The organism is Pseudomonas syringae (assembly GCF_023278085.1).
Lineage (GTDB): Bacteria > Pseudomonadota > Gammaproteobacteria > Pseudomonadales > Pseudomonadaceae > Aquipseudomonas > Aquipseudomonas syringae_Q.
Genome location: NZ_CP066265.1, coordinates 2,806,891 through 2,823,765 on the forward strand (window position 1 = coordinate 2,806,891; position 16,875 = coordinate 2,823,765).

The window sequence follows — 16,875 nt, forward strand, 5'->3', positions numbered from 1 at the left end:
GACTCACAGCAACCAAAGCAGGTACGCCCTATGCCAAGTATAGTCTGCTTCGGATCGCGTACGATTAATACGTTTCGCCAAACTATTCAGCGTTTGAGTATAAGCCGCTTGAATATTCAATCTGCTGCCGTAGTTCCCCCCGCCTGATACTCCCTCGGCGTACACCCAAACTCGCGGCGAAACACGGTATGCAGGTACTGCGCCGATTTGAAGCCGCAGTTGCGGGCAATCTCTGCAATGGCCGAATCGGTTTTTTCCAGACCGTTGGCGGCGGCGGCCAGTTTGAAGCGCAGGATTTCGTCGTGCACGCTGCAGCCGCGCTCTTTGCGAAAGTGCGCCTCCAGCGATGAGCGTGACACGCCTACGTAAGCGGCGACTTGTGCGGTTTTAATGCCCTGACACGCGTACTGGCGAATGAACAGCATCGCTTGCATCACGTAAGGGTTGCCCAGCGGTTGATGCAGGCTAGAGGCCTGCACGTTGATTGCCTCCGGCGGGATCAGGATCTGGGTGCCGGTGGCCGGCATGCCGTGCAACATCTGATGGAGCAGACGCGCGGCGGTTCTTCCCATGGTCTCGGTGCCCTGGATCACTGAGCTCAGCGGCACGCGCGTGAGGGTTCTGGTCAGCGGGTCGTTATCGATGCCGATCAGTGCGACTTGTTCGGGCACGGCAATCCCCGCGGTCAGGCAAGCCTGCAGCAACTGTCGGGCGCGCGCGTCGGTCACCGCGATAATGCCGATGGGTTTGGGCAGGCTTTGCAGCCAGGCGATCTGCTGTTCGACGGCGCTGTCCCAAAGCGGAGCGCTGGTGCCCATGCCGCGATAGACCTCGGCGTGCAGGCCATCGCGGTGCAGCAACCGGCGAAAGGCTTTTTCCCGTTCTTGTGCCCAGCGGTTGGCTTGTGCCTCGGGCAGGCTGAAGCAGGCGAACCGCGTCAGCCCGGCTTCGATCAGGTGTTCGTATGCGGCCTTGATCAGCGCGTGATTGTCGGTGGCGACATAGGGGATGCCTTTTGGGTAGGCGCGCTCATCCTGGTAGGAGCCGCCGACTGCCACGACCGGCAACCTGATGCCGGCCAGCGCCTCGCCAATCAGCGGGTCATCGAAGTCGGCGATGATCCCGTCGCCCTGCCAGCGCTCGATGCCTTTCAGGCGGCAGAGAAAGTCTTCCTCCAGGAACAGGTCCCAGGACACCCGGGTGCTGCTGAGGTAGTTGCCAATGCCGCTGATGATGCCGCGATCGTAGATCTTGCTGCCGTTGAACAACAGTGCAATGCGGTGCACAGGAGGTACGGTTTTCATTGTTTTTATGCCGATCCGGGAAGCGCGATGCTTTTCGACAGACTAGGCGCGTGACGGGTGAATCTCAATACTCAAAATCGCACTGCCGGTTGATGATTTTCATAATCAGCAGCCATGAGGCCGTTGTTAGTATCGAGACATCACCAAGTTCAACAGACGATCAATCCAAGAACAATAAGGAAATCGCATATGTCGTACTTCCCCACTGTCGACAAGGTTATCTACGAAGGCCCCGACAGCGACTCGCCCCTCGCCTTTCGCCACTATGACGCCGACAAGATGGTTCTCGGCAAACCCATGCGCGAGCATCTGCGGATGGCTGCCTGCTACTGGCACACGTTCGTCTGGCCGGGTGCGGACATGTTCGGCGTCGGCACCTTCAAGCGCCCGTGGCAACGGCCCGGTGACCCGATGGAACTGGCGATCGGCAAGGCCGAAGCGGCGTTCGAGTTCTTCTCCAAGCTGGGTATCGACTATTACAGCTTCCACGACACTGATGTCGCCCCGGAAGGCACGTCCATCAAGGAGTACCGCAATAACTTCGCGCAGATGATCGATCACCTGGAGCGTCATCAGGAACAGAGCGGGATCAAACTGCTGTGGGGCACCGCCAACTGCTTCAGCAACCCGCGCTTTGCCGCAGGTGCTGCCAGCAACCCGGACCCTGAGGTGTTCGCCTACGCCGCTGCCCAGGTGTTCAGTGCCATGAACGCTACCCTGCGCCTGAAAGGTGCCAACTATGTACTGTGGGGCGGTCGCGAGGGTTACGAGACCCTGCTCAACACCGATTTGAAACACGAGCGCGAACAGCTGGGACGCTTCATGCGCATGGTGGTCGAGCACAAGCACAAGATCGGTTTCAAAGGTGATCTGCTGATCGAACCCAAGCCCCAGGAACCGACCAAACACCAGTACGACTACGACAGCGCCACGGTTTTCGGATTTCTGCAACAGTACGGTCTGGAAAACGAGATCAAGGTCAACATCGAAGCCAACCATGCCACGCTGGCCGGGCACAGCTTTCATCACGAAATCGCCACCGCCGTCTCGCTGGGCATCTTCGGCAGCATCGACGCCAACCGTGGCGACCCGCAGAACGGCTGGGACACCGACCAGTTTCCCAACAGCGTCGAGGAGATGACCCTCGCCACCTATGAAATTCTCAAGGCCGGCGGCTTCACCCATGGCGGCTACAATTTTGATTCCAAGGTACGGCGCCAGAGCCTCGACGAGGTCGATCTGTTTTACGGCCACGTTGCCGCGATGGACGTGCTGGCCCTGTCACTGGAGCGGGCTGCGGCCATGCTGCAGAACGACAAGCTGCAACAATTCAAGGATCAGCGCTACGCCGGCTGGCAGCAGCCGTTCGGCAAGTCGGTGCTTGCAGGTGAGTTCAGCCTCGCCTCGCTGGCTGACCATGCGTTCACCCACGAGTTGAACCCGCAGCCGGTCAGCGGCCGCCAGGAATTGCTCGAAGGTGTGGTCAACCGGTTTATCTACACCTGACGACCGGCAACGCCGGGGGCGCCGTGACATTCTCACGACAAATCCATGCACGCGGCACCCGGTAACGCTCTACAGTTGTATCGGCATCACTACGGATGCCAGTGTCTTCAAACAACAATAAAAGGACGCACCCTCATGAACACCCTGAAACGCACGCTACTCGCCAGTGCTCTGGCCCTTCTGTCTCTACCTGCCATGGCTGACCCCGCCCACCCGAAAATCGGTTTTTCGATTGATGACCTGCGTCTGGAACGCTGGTCGAGAGACCGGGATTACTTCGTTGCAGCGGCTGAAAAGCTGGACGCCAAGGTGTTTGTGCAATCGGCTGATGCCAATGAGCAAAAGCAGATTTCGCAGATCGAGAACCTCATTTCTCGTGGCGTGGATGTGATTGTCATCGTGCCGTTCAACGCCACGGTGCTGACCAACGCGGTTGCCGAAGCCAAGAAGGCGGGTATCAAGATCGTGTCCTATGACCGGCTAATCCTGAACGCCGATATCGACGCCTACATCTCTTTTGATAACGAAAAGGTCGGTGAGATGCAGGCCAGTGGCGTACTCAAAGCGGCCCCCAAAGGTAATTATTTCCTGCTCGGTGGCGCGCCTACGGACAACAACGCCAAGATACTGCGCGAGGGCCAGATGAAAGTGTTGCAACCGGCCATCGACAAGGGCGATATCAAGATTGTCGGCCAGCAGTGGGTGAAGGAATGGAACCCCACCGAAGCGCTGAGCATTGTGGAAAACGCCCTGACCCGCAATAACAACAAAATTGACGGCATCGTCGCCTCCAACGACGCCACGGCCGGCGGCGCTGTTCAGGCGCTGGCCGCACAGCAACTGGCGGGCAAGGTGCCGATCTCGGGGCAGGATGCTGATCTGGCAGCGATCAAGCGGGTCAAAGATGGCACCCAGACCATGACGGTGTACAAGCCGCTGAAGCTGATTGCCACTGAAGCCGCCAAACTCTCGGTGCAACTGGCGCGTAACGAAAAACCTGCCTTCAGCTCGCAATACGACAACGGCAGCAAAAAGGTCGACACCATCCTGCTGACCCCGACGCCATTGACCAGGGACAACCTCGACCTGCTGGTCACAGACGGCTTCTACACCAAGGCGCAGATTGACGGGAAATGACCGGTCGGGCTGAACAGCACCGACAGAGAACCTGAGCGCTACCCTGCGGGACCCACTGAATCCGGCCCCCGCAGGAGTTCTGCCTGCGCCAGCCCGTGGTTTGTGTCCGAGTTATTCGCCATGTCCGACTATCTGCTGCAAATGAACGGCATCATCAAAACCTTTGGCGGCGTCAACGCCCTGAACGGCATCGACATCAAGGTCAGACCCGGCGAATGCGTGGGGTTGTGCGGTGAAAACGGTGCCGGAAAATCGACATTGATGAAAGTCCTCTCGGCGGTCTACCCCTACGGCACCTGGGAAGGCGAGATTCTTTGGGACGGTCAACCCCTGAGGGCACAGTCGATCAGCGAAACCGAGGCCGCCGGGATCGTCATCATCCATCAGGAACTGACGCTGGTCCCGGACCTCTCCGTGGCTGAAAACATCTTCATGGGCCATGAACTGACCCTGGCGGGCGGGCGCATGAACTACCCGGCCATGATCCATCGTGCCGAAGCCCTGATGCGCGAGCTCAAAGTCCCCGACATGAACGTAGCGCTGCCGGTTTCGCAATACGGAGGGGGTTATCAGCAACTGGTTGAAATCGCCAAGGCACTGAACAAGAAGGCGCGACTGTTGATCCTCGATGAGCCCTCCTCGGCCCTGACCCGTTCGGAAATCGAGGTGCTGCTCGACATCATCCGCGACCTGAAAGCCAAAGGCGTTGCCTGTGTTTATATCTCGCACAAACTCGATGAGGTGGCGGCTGTGTGTGACACCATTTCGGTGATCCGCGACGGCAAACACATTGCCACCACTGCCATGACGGAAATGGACATCCCGAAAATCATCACCCAGATGGTCGGGCGTGAGATGAGCAACCTGTATCCCACCGAACCCCACGATGTCGGCGAGGTGATTTTCGAGGCACGGCACATCACCTGTCACGATGTCGATAACCCCAAACGCAAGCGCGTGGACGACATCTCGTTTGTTCTGAAACGCGGGGAAATTCTCGGCATTGCCGGGCTGGTGGGTGCTGGCCGTACGGAGCTGGTCTCGGCACTGTTCGGCGCCTATCCGGGCCGCTACAGCGGCGAGGTATGGCTGGACGGCCGGATCATCGATACACGCACACCGCGCAAAGCCATCCGCGCCGGGCTGTGCATGGTTCCCGAAGACCGCAAGCGTCAAGGCATCATTCCCGACCTTGGCGTGGGCCAGAACATCACCCTCGCCGTTCTGGACAATTACGCCAACATGACCCGCATCGACGCAGAAGCCGAACTGGGCAGCATCGACCGGGAAATCTCGCGCATGCACCTCAAGACCGCCAGCCCATTCCTGCCGATCACTAGCCTGTCCGGTGGCAATCAGCAGAAAGCCGTGCTGGCGAAGATGCTCCTGACCAAACCTCGCGTGCTGATTCTCGACGAACCCACCCGAGGCGTCGATGTAGGCGCCAAATACGAGATCTACAAGCTGATGGGCGCGCTGGCCGCTGAGGGCGTTTCGATCATCATGGTCTCGTCGGAACTGGCCGAAGTGCTGGGCGTTTCCGACCGCGTGCTGGTGATCGGCGAAGGCCAGCTGCGCGGCGACTTCATCAATCACGAACTCACCCAGGAACAGGTGCTCGCTGCCGCCCTTAGCCACCCCGACGACGCTGACGAAAAACCTAACAATAACGAGCGGAAGACCGCATAAATGAATCAGGTCAAACAGTTCTTCACCCGCTACAAAATGCTCGCACTGGTGATTTCCATCGCCGTGATCTGGCTGTTCTTCAGCTGGCACACCGATGGCGGATTTCTGACCCCGCGCAACCTCTCCAATCTGTTGCGCCAGATGTCCATTACCGGAATCCTGGCCTGCGGCATGGTGCTGGTGATCATCAGCGGCGAGATCGATCTGTCGGTCGGTTCGATGCTTGGCTTGCTCGGTGGCCTGGCAGCGATTCTCGACGTGGTGTATCACGTCCCGCTGCTGGCGAATCTGAGCGTGGTGGCCTTGTGCGGCTTGATGATCGGTCTGGCAAACGGCTACATGACCGCTTACCTGCGCATTCCGTCATTCATCGTCGGGCTCGGCGGCATGCTGGCGTTTCGTGGCGTGCTGCTGGGGATTACCGGCGGCACCACGATTGCGCCCGTGTCGCCGGCGCTGGTCTATGTGGGTCAGGGTTATCTGCCGCACGCGGCAGGCACCGGGCTGGGCCTGTTGCTGATGGCGCTGACGATTTTCCTGACCTGGAAACAACGCCGCAATCGCGCCCTGCATGGCCTGGCGCCACACTCGATGGTGCGAGACCTGTTGCGCGTGGCGTTGATCGGCGCCGTGCTGGCCGGGTTTGTCTACATCCTGAACAGCTACGACGGTATTCCGGTTCCGGTTCTGTTGTTGCTGGTGCTGCTCGGGGTGTTCAGTTACGTCACCAGCCAGACCGTATTCGGCCGACGGGTGTACGCCGTCGGCAGTAACATGGAGGCCACCCGCCTGTCCGGCATCAACGTGCAGGCGGTGAAACTGTGGATCTTCGGCATCATGGGGGTCATGTGTGCCTTCGCCGGGCTGGTCAACACAGCTCGCCTGGCGGCGGGCTCACCCTCGGCTGGCAATATGGGCGAACTCGACGCCATCGCCGCCTGCTTCATTGGTGGTACGTCCATGCGCGGCGGCTCGGGAACCGTCTACGGTGCCCTGCTCGGCGCATTGGTGATCACCAGCCTAGATAACGGCATGTCGATGCTCGACGTCGACAGCTACTGGCAGATGATCGTCAAGGGCGGCATCCTGGTGCTGGCGGTGTGGGTGGATGTGAGTACGCGAGCCGGCAGGCGTTGAACATAAGGGAAACACGCAGCACCTTTCTTCCGGATACTAGCGGGCTTCCGGATATCAGCGGGAAAGGTGCTCGGCAACAGAACGACTGCCAGAGGATGCTCAGAACAGCGAGCTGAGGAAGCCGATGGCGATGATCGAATAGAAGACACCACAAATCAGCCCGAACGATTTGCGTGTCCGGACAAAGAACGGCTCCGCCGGCTGTGCGGAAAACGCCAGCGCATAGGTGCAGAAAATCAGGAATCCCAACAGCGCGCAGCCCGCCACCAGCACGAAGCTGGCCCACGCAGGCGCGTTGGCGCTGAGCCCGACGGTGGTCACAGTGAACCAGGTCAAGGCCGCCTTGGGGTTGGTCAGGTGAATGCCAAGGCCCTGAAGATAGAACCCCAGGTTGCGGGTCTGTTTTTCACGTACCCGAGACACCAGAGCGGCGTTTGGGGCCAGAGCCCCGCGAATCGACTTCCAGGCCAGAAAAAACAGGTAGCAGGCACCCAGCAGTTTCAGCCACAGCAGTATTTGCGAGTTGGACATCAACAGCGCCGAAACCCCTGCAGCGGTCATCGCCCCCCAGCACAACGACCCGGAAATCACCCCGGCGGCCAATGCCAGGCCCGGCGTCCGGCCGTAATTCAGGGAGGTATTGGCAATCGCCAGGTTGCCCGGCCCAGGGCTGGCGGTGCCGATCACGTAGACACCCAGCGCCGCGAAAAAACTCGAAAACTCAAACATAGGTGCACTCTTCAGTGAGCACTTCAAGCCATGAGCAGCTTGAAGTGGCTTGCCAGGAAAACTTACTTGAAGCAACGGTGATCCGGCTCCTGAGCACGGATTTTTTCCATCCAGGGCTTGAGCTCGGATTGCTTGTACAGCCGCTCTCCCCAGTTCTCGGACGATACCGGCAAAGGCTGCCCTTGCAGGATGTAATCGGTGAGCAGATGAATGAACTGTTGCAGGCAATACGCCCCGACATGCAGGCGCAGTGACGATGCCGTCTCGGCTGGCGCTACGTTGAAACGCGCAACATTTATGATCTGCCCGCTATCGACTGACGGCGCCAGATGGTGGCAGGTCGAACCATAGGTTTCATCGTTGTAGTAGATCGCATAATGCTGACTGCCAAGCCCGCGATACTTGGGCGGCGCAGGATGCAGGTTGATCGCTCCCTTGCGCGCATTCTTGTAAATGCTCTCCGGGAATATGAAATCGCCGCGGTAGGAAATGATCCAGTCGCCTTCCCAGTTATCCAGATGGTAGGGATACGGATCGCCCGGGTCCCAGCAAAACACCTCCAGGTTGGAGAATACGGTTTTGGCGAACTCCACCCCGTGATCACACCAGTCCATGGTACATACCGACAACAGGACTTTGTCCTTGCATGGCTCGATTGTCTGCATCTTCACTGCTCCCTCTCTAGATAATGTGGCTGAAAGCGCTGCGTAACCCGATGACTCGCTAGTGAGCGACCGCTCGCACCACCGCACCGAAACGCTCGACCATTTGCGCCAGTTCGCTTTCACTGGTGATGAACGGCGGAGCAAACAGCACATGATTGCCCTCTACGCCCTGCACCGTGCCGCTGCCGGGGTAAATCAGCAGGCCGTGCTGCAGGGCCTCTTTTTTGAGTGCTGCAGCGTAGGCACCGCCGCCGCTGAACGGCGCTTTGCTGGAGCGGCTTTCGACAAACTCGACACCGACAAACAGCCCGCGCCCGCGCACATCGCCGACGATATCCAGATCACTCAGGCTTTCAGTGAGCCAACTGCGCAATTGCTCGCCGCGCTGGCGCACCTGGGCCAGCAAATTCTCCTCAGCGATGACCTGCTGCACTTCCAGCGCAATGGCACAGGCCAGCGGGTGGTTGACATGAGTCTGCCCATTGCCCAGCACGCCAGAGCCCCCGGCCATCACCGCATGCACCTGCTCACTGATCAACAGTGCCGAGATAGGCATGTAACCGGCCGCCAGGCCTTTGCCGACGGCGACCATGTCCGGCACGATGCCGTCGTCGGCATAGGCGAACAGTTGACCGGTACGCCCCATGCCGGCCATCACTTCATCAAGGACCAGCAGCACGTCGTGCCGCTCGCAGACCGCCTTGATCTTGCGAAAGTAACCCTGCACCGGAGGAACGGCACCATTGGTCGAGCCCACCACTGTTTCAGCGAAAAAAGCCGCAACATTTTCGCTGCCCAGGCTGCGGATTTTCTGGTCGAGTTCCTCGGCCAGGCGAGTTGCGTATTGCTCTTCGTTTTCGTCGTGACGCTGATCACGGTAGGCATAACACGGCGAGACAAACTCGGCCTTGGGCAATAGCGGGCCGAAGACCGATTGCCGCTGCGGGTTGCCGGAAATACTCAAGGTGCCGAGCGTGCTGCCGTGATAGCTCTGTCGCCGCGAGATGAACACCGATTTATCGGGCAGCCCCCGCTCGCACTGGTACTGGTAGGCAATTTTCATCGCCAGCTCCATGACCTCCGATCCTCCTGACAAAAACTGCGCACGCGCCAGGCCGCCACTGGCTGCCACCAGGCTTTCGGCCAACTGCTCCGCTGCCTGCGTGGTGAAACTGCCCGCGTGCGCCCAGGCCAGCTTCTTCGCCTCGCGCTCGAAGGCTGCCGCGATACGTGGATGGCCGTGGCCCAGGCTTGATACCGCGACACCGCCGCAGGTGTCCAGGTAGCGTTTGCCGGTTGCATCTTCGAGCCAGACCCCTGCCCCGCCTGTTGCCAGAATCGGTGAGGTATTAAGGTTTTTATAGATCACTTTTGACATGAGCACAGATCCCTGGATCGTTAGCGTTGCAGTTCGCTGACGGAGTGATCCCAAGCGGTCGGCGCCTCATGAAAGCGCCGCCCGAAACGAGAAGAATGGAACACTGAACGCATCAGCCCGACAGGCAGAAGTACGATGAAAAATATGAGAAACGCGAGCACTCTCAGCATGGAAAATCTCCAGATAATGGATGGGGCGGTCAGTCCAGCGGGATTTCGTTGCGCCAGTCGACGGCTTCGACGAACGCCGGCTGGCCCGGCCGTTCCAGGACAAAATGGCCCAGCACCAGCACGTCCATTTCGGTGCGCATGAAGCAGGCATATGCCTCGGCTGGCTTGCACACTATCGGCTCGCCGCGCACGTTGAACGAGGTATTGACCAGTACCGAACAACCGGTGCGCGCCTTGAAACTGCGCAGCAGGTAGGTAAAGGGCGCGTTGTTTTCTTCGGTCACAGTCTGCACCCGGGCCGACAGGTCGACATGTGTCACCGCCGGCAATTGCGAGCGCACATTGTTGATGCTGCCCAGACCGCGCTGCGGACCGTTATCGTGTAGCGACTGCGGCGATTTGATCGAGTCGGTCACCGGCGCAACCATCAGCATGTAGGGACTTTTTTCGCAGATATCGAAATAATTCCCGGCGTCTTCCGCCAGTACCGCCGGTGCAAACGGGCGAAAGGACTCGCGGTATTTGATCTTCAGGTTCATGGTGCGCTGCATCTCGGGGTTGCGCGCATCGCCCAGAATCGAGCGCGCACCGAGGGCGCGGGGCCCGAACTCCATGCGCCCCTGAAACCAGCCGACCACGGCACCCTCGGCCAGACGCGCAGCCACTTGGTCATATAGCCTGGCATCGTCATAGCGCGTGAAGGGATAGTGGTTTTCCAGCAAAAATGCGGCGATCTCTTCGTCGTCAAAACCCGGCCCCAGCAGGCTGCCACTCATGGCATCGGGCTTGCTGCTTGCCAGGTGCGGTCGACCGCTGCGCTTGACGGCATAGTCCAGCGCAGCCCCCAGAGCACAACCGGCGTCTCCGGCTGCGGGTTGAATCCAGATCGAATCGAAACGCCCGGAACGGCTAAGCACACCGTTGGCCACGCAGTTCAACGCGACACCACCGGCCAGGCACAGGTTGCGTTGACCGGTCTGCTTGACGGCAGCGGTCGCCAGCCCCAGCACCACTTCCTCGGTGACTTTCTGGATCGACGCCGCGAGGTCGCATTCGCGCTGGGAGATCGGGCTTTCCGGTTGCCGGATCGGCCCGCCGAACAGTTCTTCGAAGGACTCGCCGACCATGCGCTCACCGCGCAGGTATTCGAAGTACTTCATGTTCAGGGTGAACGAACCGTCATCGCGAATATTGATCAGTTCGTCGCGGATCTTGTCGGCATAGACAGGCTGGCCATAGGGCGCCAGCCCCATCAGCTTGTATTCCCCTGAATCGACCTTGAAGCCGCAATAGTAGGTCATTGCCGAATACAGCAAGCCCACGGAATGCGGATAGGAAATTGAATTCTTCAGTTCAAGACTGGAGCCCTTGCCGTGCCAGATCGTGGTCGAATGCCACTCACCAATGCCGTCGATACACAACACCGCTGCGTTCTCAAAAGGTGACGGATAGAACGCAGCCGCAGCGTGCGAGCGGTGATGCTGGGACGCCTGGGTGCGCGGCGCCTTGCCTCGGTCGAGCAGCTCAAGTTGCTCGTCGACGAACTTCAGCACGTTCCATTTCCAGCGAATCCACTCCGGCATCGCGTTGATAAACGTGCGCGCACCACCGATGCCGCCACTGGCGAAAGAAGAAATAACCCGCGAGAATTTCTCCTGAGGGTCTTCGTAATAGACCACCGCCTCCAGGTCATTCAGGGTGATTCCCTCGGCGTCCAGGCAATAGGCGATCGCCTGAGCCGGAAAAGCCGGGTCATGGCGCACACGGGTGAAGCGCTCTTCCTGCGCGGCAGCCACGGGCACACCATCCTTGACCAGAGCTGCGGCGCTGTCGTGATAGAAGGCAGATATTCCTAAGACGTAAATAGCCATTTAACTGTGCATCCTCATCGCATCATGCCAATCCATGGAGTTGCTTGAGCCGATCGCGTGGTGGGCGGCACGGCAACTTTTCTCTGTATTCAAGACCACCATTGAGCGAATGGCAGGCCTCTCAAAACCGGTATCAGCGACACAACCAGCACTAGGCTCATGCAGATGTTGAACGCCTTCAAACGTTGTGGCCGGGTCAGAAAACGCCGCAGGTATTGGCCAAAAAAAACCCACACCATGGAGCACGGTGAACCCAGCACAAAGAACAGCAGCGCAATCAGAACGACCTGCACGGTGTAGGAACCCAGCGGTGAGGTGTATGCCAGCACCGCCCCCACTGCCATGACCCACGCTTTCGGGTTGACCCATTGAAACAACGCGGCGGCCGTGAACCCCAGTGGCTTGCCGGATTTGTCGCCCAGGTCGGCGGTAGGTGAGCGGGCGATCTGATACGCCAGGAACAGCAAGTAAACCGCCCCGATCAACTGCAATACATCGTGCAGCCTGGGGTACTGCCGAAAAATCGCGCCGGCACCCAAGCCGACAGCCACCAGCATCAACGGGAAACCGATGTTGATCCCCGCTACATGGCGCAGCGTGCGGCCCATGCCGAAATTGGCGCCCGACGACATCAGCATGATGTTGTTGGGGCCTGGCGTGACACAGGTGGCAATTACGAACAGCGCGATCGAGTAGTAATCCAGGTTCTGCATGCTTACGCCCTTGTCAGCGGTAATCTTCCAGTGTGCCGCGTCGACGGACATCGACCGAGACGCAATGGAAGCCCCCGCTCAAGCTGCGCGCATGGCGCATTTTCAGGGGTGCGACATCGATACCGTGCTGTTCCAGCGCGCGAATCAGCGGGACCTGCTGATCATTGATCACCGCCAGCGACGGGTTGACCATGATGAAGTTCATGCCCTGCCAGATCGACGCACGCGGGTAGGACCAGCAGTAACCGGTGTCGACCATGTCGGGAGCCCAAATAATGTCCCAGTTCTTGAAGACCTCAGGAACCTGATGCTTGCCGATGCGCTCGGGGTTCAATACCACCAGGCCCGGACGTACCAGCGTGATGGTGGTGTCCAGGTGAGTGCCGTCGTAGAAGCCGCTGAGGGCATGCACCCTGTATTGATCGCCTAGCACGCGCTTGAGCCATTCGTAGCCAAGCCGATTGCCGCTGCGTGATTCCAGATAAAGAATGTCGCGCCCCATGCGCAGGACATTGGCTGCATCGAAGATCGGCTCGTCGTTGGCAATGATCGAGCCCTCACGCGGGTTCACCCGATAGGTACTGTCGCCCAGTCGCGGCTTCGGAGCAGAGATCCAGTTGGCACCACTGGCAAAATACGCTTGCAGGTGCTCACGGTAGGCAAAGGGCTCGAAGTAGCGGCTGCGCAAGGCCATCGGCGCTTCAATGATGGTCTGGCCGATCGGCAGCAAGACATCCCGAGGGCAATAGTTGTATTCGCCGTCGGTCTGCCAGTCAGGCGTTCCGAACAGCCCGGCGTGATACGTATTCTCGGGGCGACGTACCGTAACGCCGTGAGACACCAGAAATGCCGCGAAGGCATCCAGATCTTCCTGGGCTTCTTCAATCAGTTGTTCGGGATAGGGCCCCGAAGGGATCTCGTGTGGCGAGTCGTGATGCTCGCTGTAATCGAGCGCGAACAGGCCCTTGTCCGGCCTCGGCACGCGTGCGCCATGGGCGACACCCACGATCATCTCTTCGAGGGGGTCCCATTCGTTGTGCACTTCTACTAAAGACATAGCGGCTCCTTATGATGGTTATTGACCGGACACTTCTTCCAGTACTTTCCGGGTGATCGGCAAGTGATGGAGATCACCGCTGGATACCGCAGCCCGACGCTTGTCACGCGGCAACAAGCGACCTGCCGAGGAGATTCCCAACCGCCGCAATACCTCACCCCATTTGCCCGGCATCGGCGCCAGGGACTCATAGCCCACCCGCACCCGATGCCACTGTTCGGCGAGCTGTTCTTCAGAAGCCAGCGAGCGCATGTGCGCGTCGATCGCATCGGCCGCCCACGCCGAGTGGCCCGTGGACACGTTGTCGATGGTGTTATGCAGATCGACGAATGCGGTGCTGAAACCGTAATGCCGCAGAAAGCGGCGGGCCGCCCGATAACTGCCGCCGACACCGGATAACTCCATGGCCAGATTCATGCCGAGGATTTCCGGCATGAACGTCACCGGCAGTTTGCCCAGACACAGCCAGTACACCGGCAGGCGGAAGGAGTCCTCGTGCAGGCGCGGGTCTTCGGCAAATTCGCGACTGCCGGTGGGCGCCAGCTCGAAGTCCATCTCGCGTAAACCATCGCGGTATATTTTGGGATGATTGAGCGCGGCGATGCCGTTGCCCAGCTCGTCCCAATACGTCTGAAACAAGGCGTAACCCACATGCGAGGACGCCAGACCCAGATCAGTGAAACCTTGCAGCCAGGCACCGTCGATCAGCGTGAGGGGCGCCAGTTGCAGGGTGGACTCGATGATTTCTTCGCGGCTCGGTATTTGCGCCGGATCGCTGTCTTCGAACTGCCGCCCATTCTGATCATGCTTGTCCAGCAGCCAGGCGCGCAGCACGTTAGTGCCCCAGTGCTCGGGCAATTGACGCTCGGACGTCTTCAGCGAACGCTGCGAGCGTGCCAGCCAGCCAGACACATAGGCGTGGGCAAATTTTCGGGTGGCCGGAGCCAGGGCGCGCCCTTGCAGGACGAAATAGGCTTCGCGCAAGGTGACGGGAAAGCGGCCAGCCTCGACCGGCGTCGGCATGTCCGGCACCCGTTCGACGGGCGGGCTGGCGACGGGCTGGCGAGGCAGCAACTGACGGGTTGCAGCCTGGGGCAGCCAGTCGATCCACTGGCGAATCACACTCAGGTCTGCCTCACTGAAGATACGAAACATACGCCCGGTTGGTGCGACCAGACTGGTCACCAGCAGGCTCTTTTTCGAGTCGCCAGGGACGATCAGACGGCTGCGTGACAAGACATCGAGCAAAGGCAGCGGGTTGTCCTGCGCCTCCTCCAGCCATTGCGCCAGGCTGCGCCCTTCGATCAGGTAGTTCTGGTGATACACCGCACCGACCCGGGCCAGGCGCTGCATCAGTTGCGTCATGGCATGCTGCGGGGATGTGGCGCTCAACGAAGCGTTGTAGAGATGCGCGTCCCAGCGCTGCAACGCAGCGAACAACCAGTTGGCACCACGAATGACCCGCGCTTCCCGAGTGTCACCTTGCTCGGTGATCCGATGCACGATCCATTGGCTGATCTGTCGCAGCGACGCGGGCTCCAGACCGGTGAATGACTCGCTCAGGTCCAGACGCCGCACCTCCAGCGTCATGCCTTCAAGCTGCCCCATCGCCGCCCAGCCAGGGAATAGACCCACGCTGCGCAATGCCCAGTCGATACCGCACAGTTCATCACCGAACTCATCACTGCGGCGGCTGAGCGCCAGCAGCACTGCGGGCAGTTCAAAGGCCTCGTCGCAAAGGCCTGGCAATGTGGCCAGTTGCGCAGGTGCCAGGGCAAAGGCCGTTAACTGCAACTGGCCCAGTAACGCATTGAAATGATCGGCACGCGAGGCGTTCGGGTAGCCGACGCCGACATCGTGGGCAAACAGCTGCATGAGTCTCAACTGCGCCGGATCTTCGAACACCCCGGGCGCACTCATGCCTTGCAGCCAACACCCTGACACAGACGCCATGGGCGCCGAAAAGGTAGCAATGGCCTGAGCAAAGGCGCGGCCATTGCCGTGTTTGCAGGCTTCTGCCGCAGCGGCGGTATAGGCGTTGGTCTGCGTGGTTTGCCACTGTTCGATCTGCTGCGACAGCGATGCCAGCGGCATGGAGGCAAAGTCGCCCAGCAGAGATTCGAGGTACGTGGCCTGCAGAAAACATTCAGGGCTGAGCGCCGAGCGATACAGCTCACGCCACTTGCCCTCGCCTGTCATCCGATGTGAAACCGGGCCTTCCATGGCAAATCACCTTGTTCAGTGCAGCATCAACACATTTTTTTGTCAGAGCATTTGTTATCAAAACATCGGATAAATAGAGGAATCCGGCTTTTTCTTCTTTTTCCCAAACAGACGCTGGAAAAACTTCTTAATGGATTTCATGGGCAAGTCCTTTTAGCGAGTGACATCAAGAATGAGTTTTGAAACCAGATCATTGCCGGCGTCGGTAAAGTGAATGCGGTCGACGAACTGCCAATCGTGCGGGCCCAAGGCCTCTGCCAGCAAAGGTGTGATATCGACAAACCCCACGCCCATGCCTTGCGCACAGGCACGCAGGCGCCGGGCGTAAGCTTCACGTACCGAGGTCTGCAGAATATCGCCATACATTTCAGTGAAATTTCCCGCCTGGTCGAGTTCGGCAAACAGTTGTTGTTCTTCGGGGCTGCCGGTTTGCCGCACCCAGCCCGCCAAAGGTTGCAGGATGAAGGTCAGCTTCGCCCCCATATCCGCCGCCAGGGCGCGCCAGATATCCAGGTGCTGCAAGGTCAGGTCGGCGGCGTAATCGATCTGTTCCTGCATGGATTGCGGTGCCGGTGGCTCTTGCTCCTGAGCCTTGCCAAACAGGTTCGACAGGCTCCAGGCGCTGGAGGCCGGCCGTGCGGGGGCCAGTGCGTCGAAAAACTGATGACAGTTGAAAAAGGCACCGTGCTCGCCGCGATACTCCTGAGGCTGGCGCGCCAGACCGAGGTTGTTGAAACCGGAAAACAGCACGATCTCGTCCACCTTGGGCAGGTGATGCTTGTTCAGGGCGAACAACAGCAACTCTTGAGTGGAGTTGAAACTGCGACCGCCAAAATTTATCCAGCGCTGCCCACGCGAGTCGTTCTGAGTCAGGCGGGAGGACAGCGTCCAGCTGTCTGCGCTGGCACCGATGCCAAATACCGTGGAGCTGCCCGCCAGTAAGCGCACAGAACCATTGCTTTGCCCGCTGTCTATCACCGAGTAGCGCGTCCCCAGTGATTCGGAGTAGCGAAAACCGGCCAGGTCAGTATTGACCACAGGGGAGCGATGTTCAGTCGGGTGGAAGTACATCAGATAGGGCAGCCAGCGAACGTCCCCGCTGTCGGTGAATTTCTGCTCGTATTCGGCCATCTGCGGTGTGAGCGTCATCCTTGCCGTCATGGCGCTTGGTCCTCTCGATATGTGCTGTGCAGATTCAGATATCTGACCTGGTCGTGTAAGAGTGCTTCTCGAAATTTTCTGCGATCACTGGTGCCTGGCAATTCTGCGTCTACCCTTTGCGATGAGCAGTGCACC

At 59.4% G+C, this 16,875-nt stretch carries 13 protein-coding genes; 4 read left to right on the forward strand and 9 right to left on the reverse strand.

Features of this window, described 5'->3' with window-relative positions:
* Positions 1-116 precede the first annotated feature (116 nt).
* A complete protein-coding gene (locus I9H07_RS12445; protein WP_236425783.1) occupies positions 117-1,304 on the reverse strand; it encodes a XylR family transcriptional regulator in 1,188 nt (395 codons plus the stop codon).
* 189 nt (positions 1,305-1,493) lie between these two features.
* On the opposite strand from I9H07_RS12445, the gene xylA reads away from it, so the two are divergent.
* From xylA to I9H07_RS12465, 4 genes are all read left to right on the forward strand, one after another.
* Positions 1,494-2,810, forward strand: coding sequence for a xylose isomerase (gene xylA / locus I9H07_RS12450; RefSeq protein ID WP_236426528.1), 1,317 nt, complete (start codon positions 1,494-1,496; stop codon positions 2,808-2,810).
* Between the two features lie 135 nt (positions 2,811-2,945).
* A complete protein-coding gene (xylF, locus tag I9H07_RS12455; protein WP_024673441.1) occupies positions 2,946-3,947 on the forward strand; it encodes a D-xylose ABC transporter substrate-binding protein in 1,002 nt (333 codons plus the stop codon).
* A 120-nt stretch (positions 3,948-4,067) separates the two neighbouring features.
* On the forward strand, positions 4,068-5,636 hold the full coding sequence (gene xylG / locus I9H07_RS12460) for a D-xylose ABC transporter ATP-binding protein (RefSeq protein WP_236425739.1): 1,569 nt from the start codon (positions 4,068-4,070) through the stop codon (positions 5,634-5,636).
* Positions 5,637-6,773 carry a sugar ABC transporter permease gene (locus tag I9H07_RS12465; RefSeq protein WP_058823518.1) on the forward strand — a complete coding sequence of 379 codons (1,137 nt, stop codon included), beginning with the start codon at positions 5,637-5,639 and terminating at the stop codon, positions 6,771-6,773. It begins immediately after the preceding gene.
* A gap of 99 nt (positions 6,774-6,872) precedes the next feature.
* Here the strand turns inward: I9H07_RS12465 and I9H07_RS12470 are convergent, their stop codons facing one another.
* The 8 genes from I9H07_RS12470 to I9H07_RS12505 all read right to left on the reverse strand — a co-directional run bounded on the left by I9H07_RS12470 (position 6,873) and on the right by I9H07_RS12505 (position 16,740).
* Positions 6,873-7,502 (reverse strand): LysE family translocator, encoded by a 630-nt coding sequence (locus I9H07_RS12470; RefSeq protein ID WP_236425037.1) that lies wholly within the window; start codon positions 7,500-7,502, stop codon positions 6,873-6,875.
* Positions 7,503-7,564: 62 nt separating this feature from the next.
* On the reverse strand, positions 7,565-8,167 hold the full coding sequence (locus I9H07_RS12475; protein WP_024673445.1) for a formyltransferase family protein: 603 nt from the start codon (positions 8,165-8,167) through the stop codon (positions 7,565-7,567).
* A 58-nt stretch (positions 8,168-8,225) separates the two neighbouring features.
* Entirely contained in the window at positions 8,226-9,545 is a 1,320-nt protein-coding gene (locus I9H07_RS12480; RefSeq protein ID WP_058823519.1) for an aspartate aminotransferase family protein, read from the reverse strand.
* A gap of 199 nt (positions 9,546-9,744) precedes the next feature.
* Positions 9,745-11,586 (reverse strand): carbamoyltransferase family protein, encoded by a 1,842-nt coding sequence (locus I9H07_RS12485; protein ID WP_058823520.1) that lies wholly within the window; start codon positions 11,584-11,586, stop codon positions 9,745-9,747.
* 89 nt (positions 11,587-11,675) lie between these two features.
* The gene (locus I9H07_RS12490; protein WP_024673448.1) at positions 11,676-12,299 is read right to left on the reverse strand and encodes a LysE family translocator; all 624 of its coding nucleotides are present in this window, start codon (positions 12,297-12,299) and stop codon (positions 11,676-11,678) included.
* Positions 12,300-12,312: 13 nt separating this feature from the next.
* Positions 12,313-13,356 (reverse strand): inosamine-phosphate amidinotransferase, encoded by a 1,044-nt coding sequence (locus I9H07_RS12495; protein ID WP_024673449.1) that lies wholly within the window; start codon positions 13,354-13,356, stop codon positions 12,313-12,315.
* 18 nt (positions 13,357-13,374) lie between these two features.
* On the reverse strand, positions 13,375-15,579 hold the full coding sequence (locus I9H07_RS12500; RefSeq protein ID WP_058823521.1) for an iron-containing redox enzyme family protein: 2,205 nt from the start codon (positions 15,577-15,579) through the stop codon (positions 13,375-13,377).
* Between the two features lie 153 nt (positions 15,580-15,732).
* Complete coding sequence (locus I9H07_RS12505; protein ID WP_236427036.1) at positions 15,733-16,740, reverse strand: SGNH/GDSL hydrolase family protein; 1,008 nt, start codon at positions 16,738-16,740, stop codon at positions 15,733-15,735.
* Positions 16,741-16,875 lie beyond the last annotated feature (135 nt).

What these genes read in the sequence shown, in the direction of transcription:
- I9H07_RS12445 (WP_236425783.1), bottom strand. Translation starts at nt 1,304, where the DNA reads ATGAAAACCGTACCTCCTGTGCACCGCATTGCACTGTTGTTCAACGGC.
- xylA (WP_236426528.1), top strand. Translation starts at nt 1,494, where the DNA reads ATGTCGTACTTCCCCACTGTCGACAAGGTTATCTACGAAGGCCCCGAC.
- xylF (WP_024673441.1), top strand. Translation starts at nt 2,946, where the DNA reads ATGAACACCCTGAAACGCACGCTACTCGCCAGTGCTCTGGCCCTTCTG.
- xylG (WP_236425739.1), top strand. Translation starts at nt 4,068, where the DNA reads ATGTCCGACTATCTGCTGCAAATGAACGGCATCATCAAAACCTTTGGC.
- I9H07_RS12465 (WP_058823518.1), top strand. Translation starts at nt 5,637, where the DNA reads ATGAATCAGGTCAAACAGTTCTTCACCCGCTACAAAATGCTCGCACTG.
- I9H07_RS12470 (WP_236425037.1), bottom strand. Translation starts at nt 7,502, where the DNA reads ATGTTTGAGTTTTCGAGTTTTTTCGCGGCGCTGGGTGTCTACGTGATC.
- I9H07_RS12475 (WP_024673445.1), bottom strand. Translation starts at nt 8,167, where the DNA reads ATGCAGACAATCGAGCCATGCAAGGACAAAGTCCTGTTGTCGGTATGT.
- I9H07_RS12480 (WP_058823519.1), bottom strand. Translation starts at nt 9,545, where the DNA reads ATGTCAAAAGTGATCTATAAAAACCTTAATACCTCACCGATTCTGGCA.
- I9H07_RS12485 (WP_058823520.1), bottom strand. Translation starts at nt 11,586, where the DNA reads ATGGCTATTTACGTCTTAGGAATATCTGCCTTCTATCACGACAGCGCC.
- I9H07_RS12490 (WP_024673448.1), bottom strand. Translation starts at nt 12,299, where the DNA reads ATGCAGAACCTGGATTACTACTCGATCGCGCTGTTCGTAATTGCCACC.
- I9H07_RS12495 (WP_024673449.1), bottom strand. Translation starts at nt 13,356, where the DNA reads ATGTCTTTAGTAGAAGTGCACAACGAATGGGACCCCCTCGAAGAGATG.
- I9H07_RS12500 (WP_058823521.1), bottom strand. Translation starts at nt 15,579, where the DNA reads ATGGAAGGCCCGGTTTCACATCGGATGACAGGCGAGGGCAAGTGGCGT.
- I9H07_RS12505 (WP_236427036.1), bottom strand. Translation starts at nt 16,740, where the DNA reads ATGACGGCAAGGATGACGCTCACACCGCAGATGGCCGAATACGAGCAG.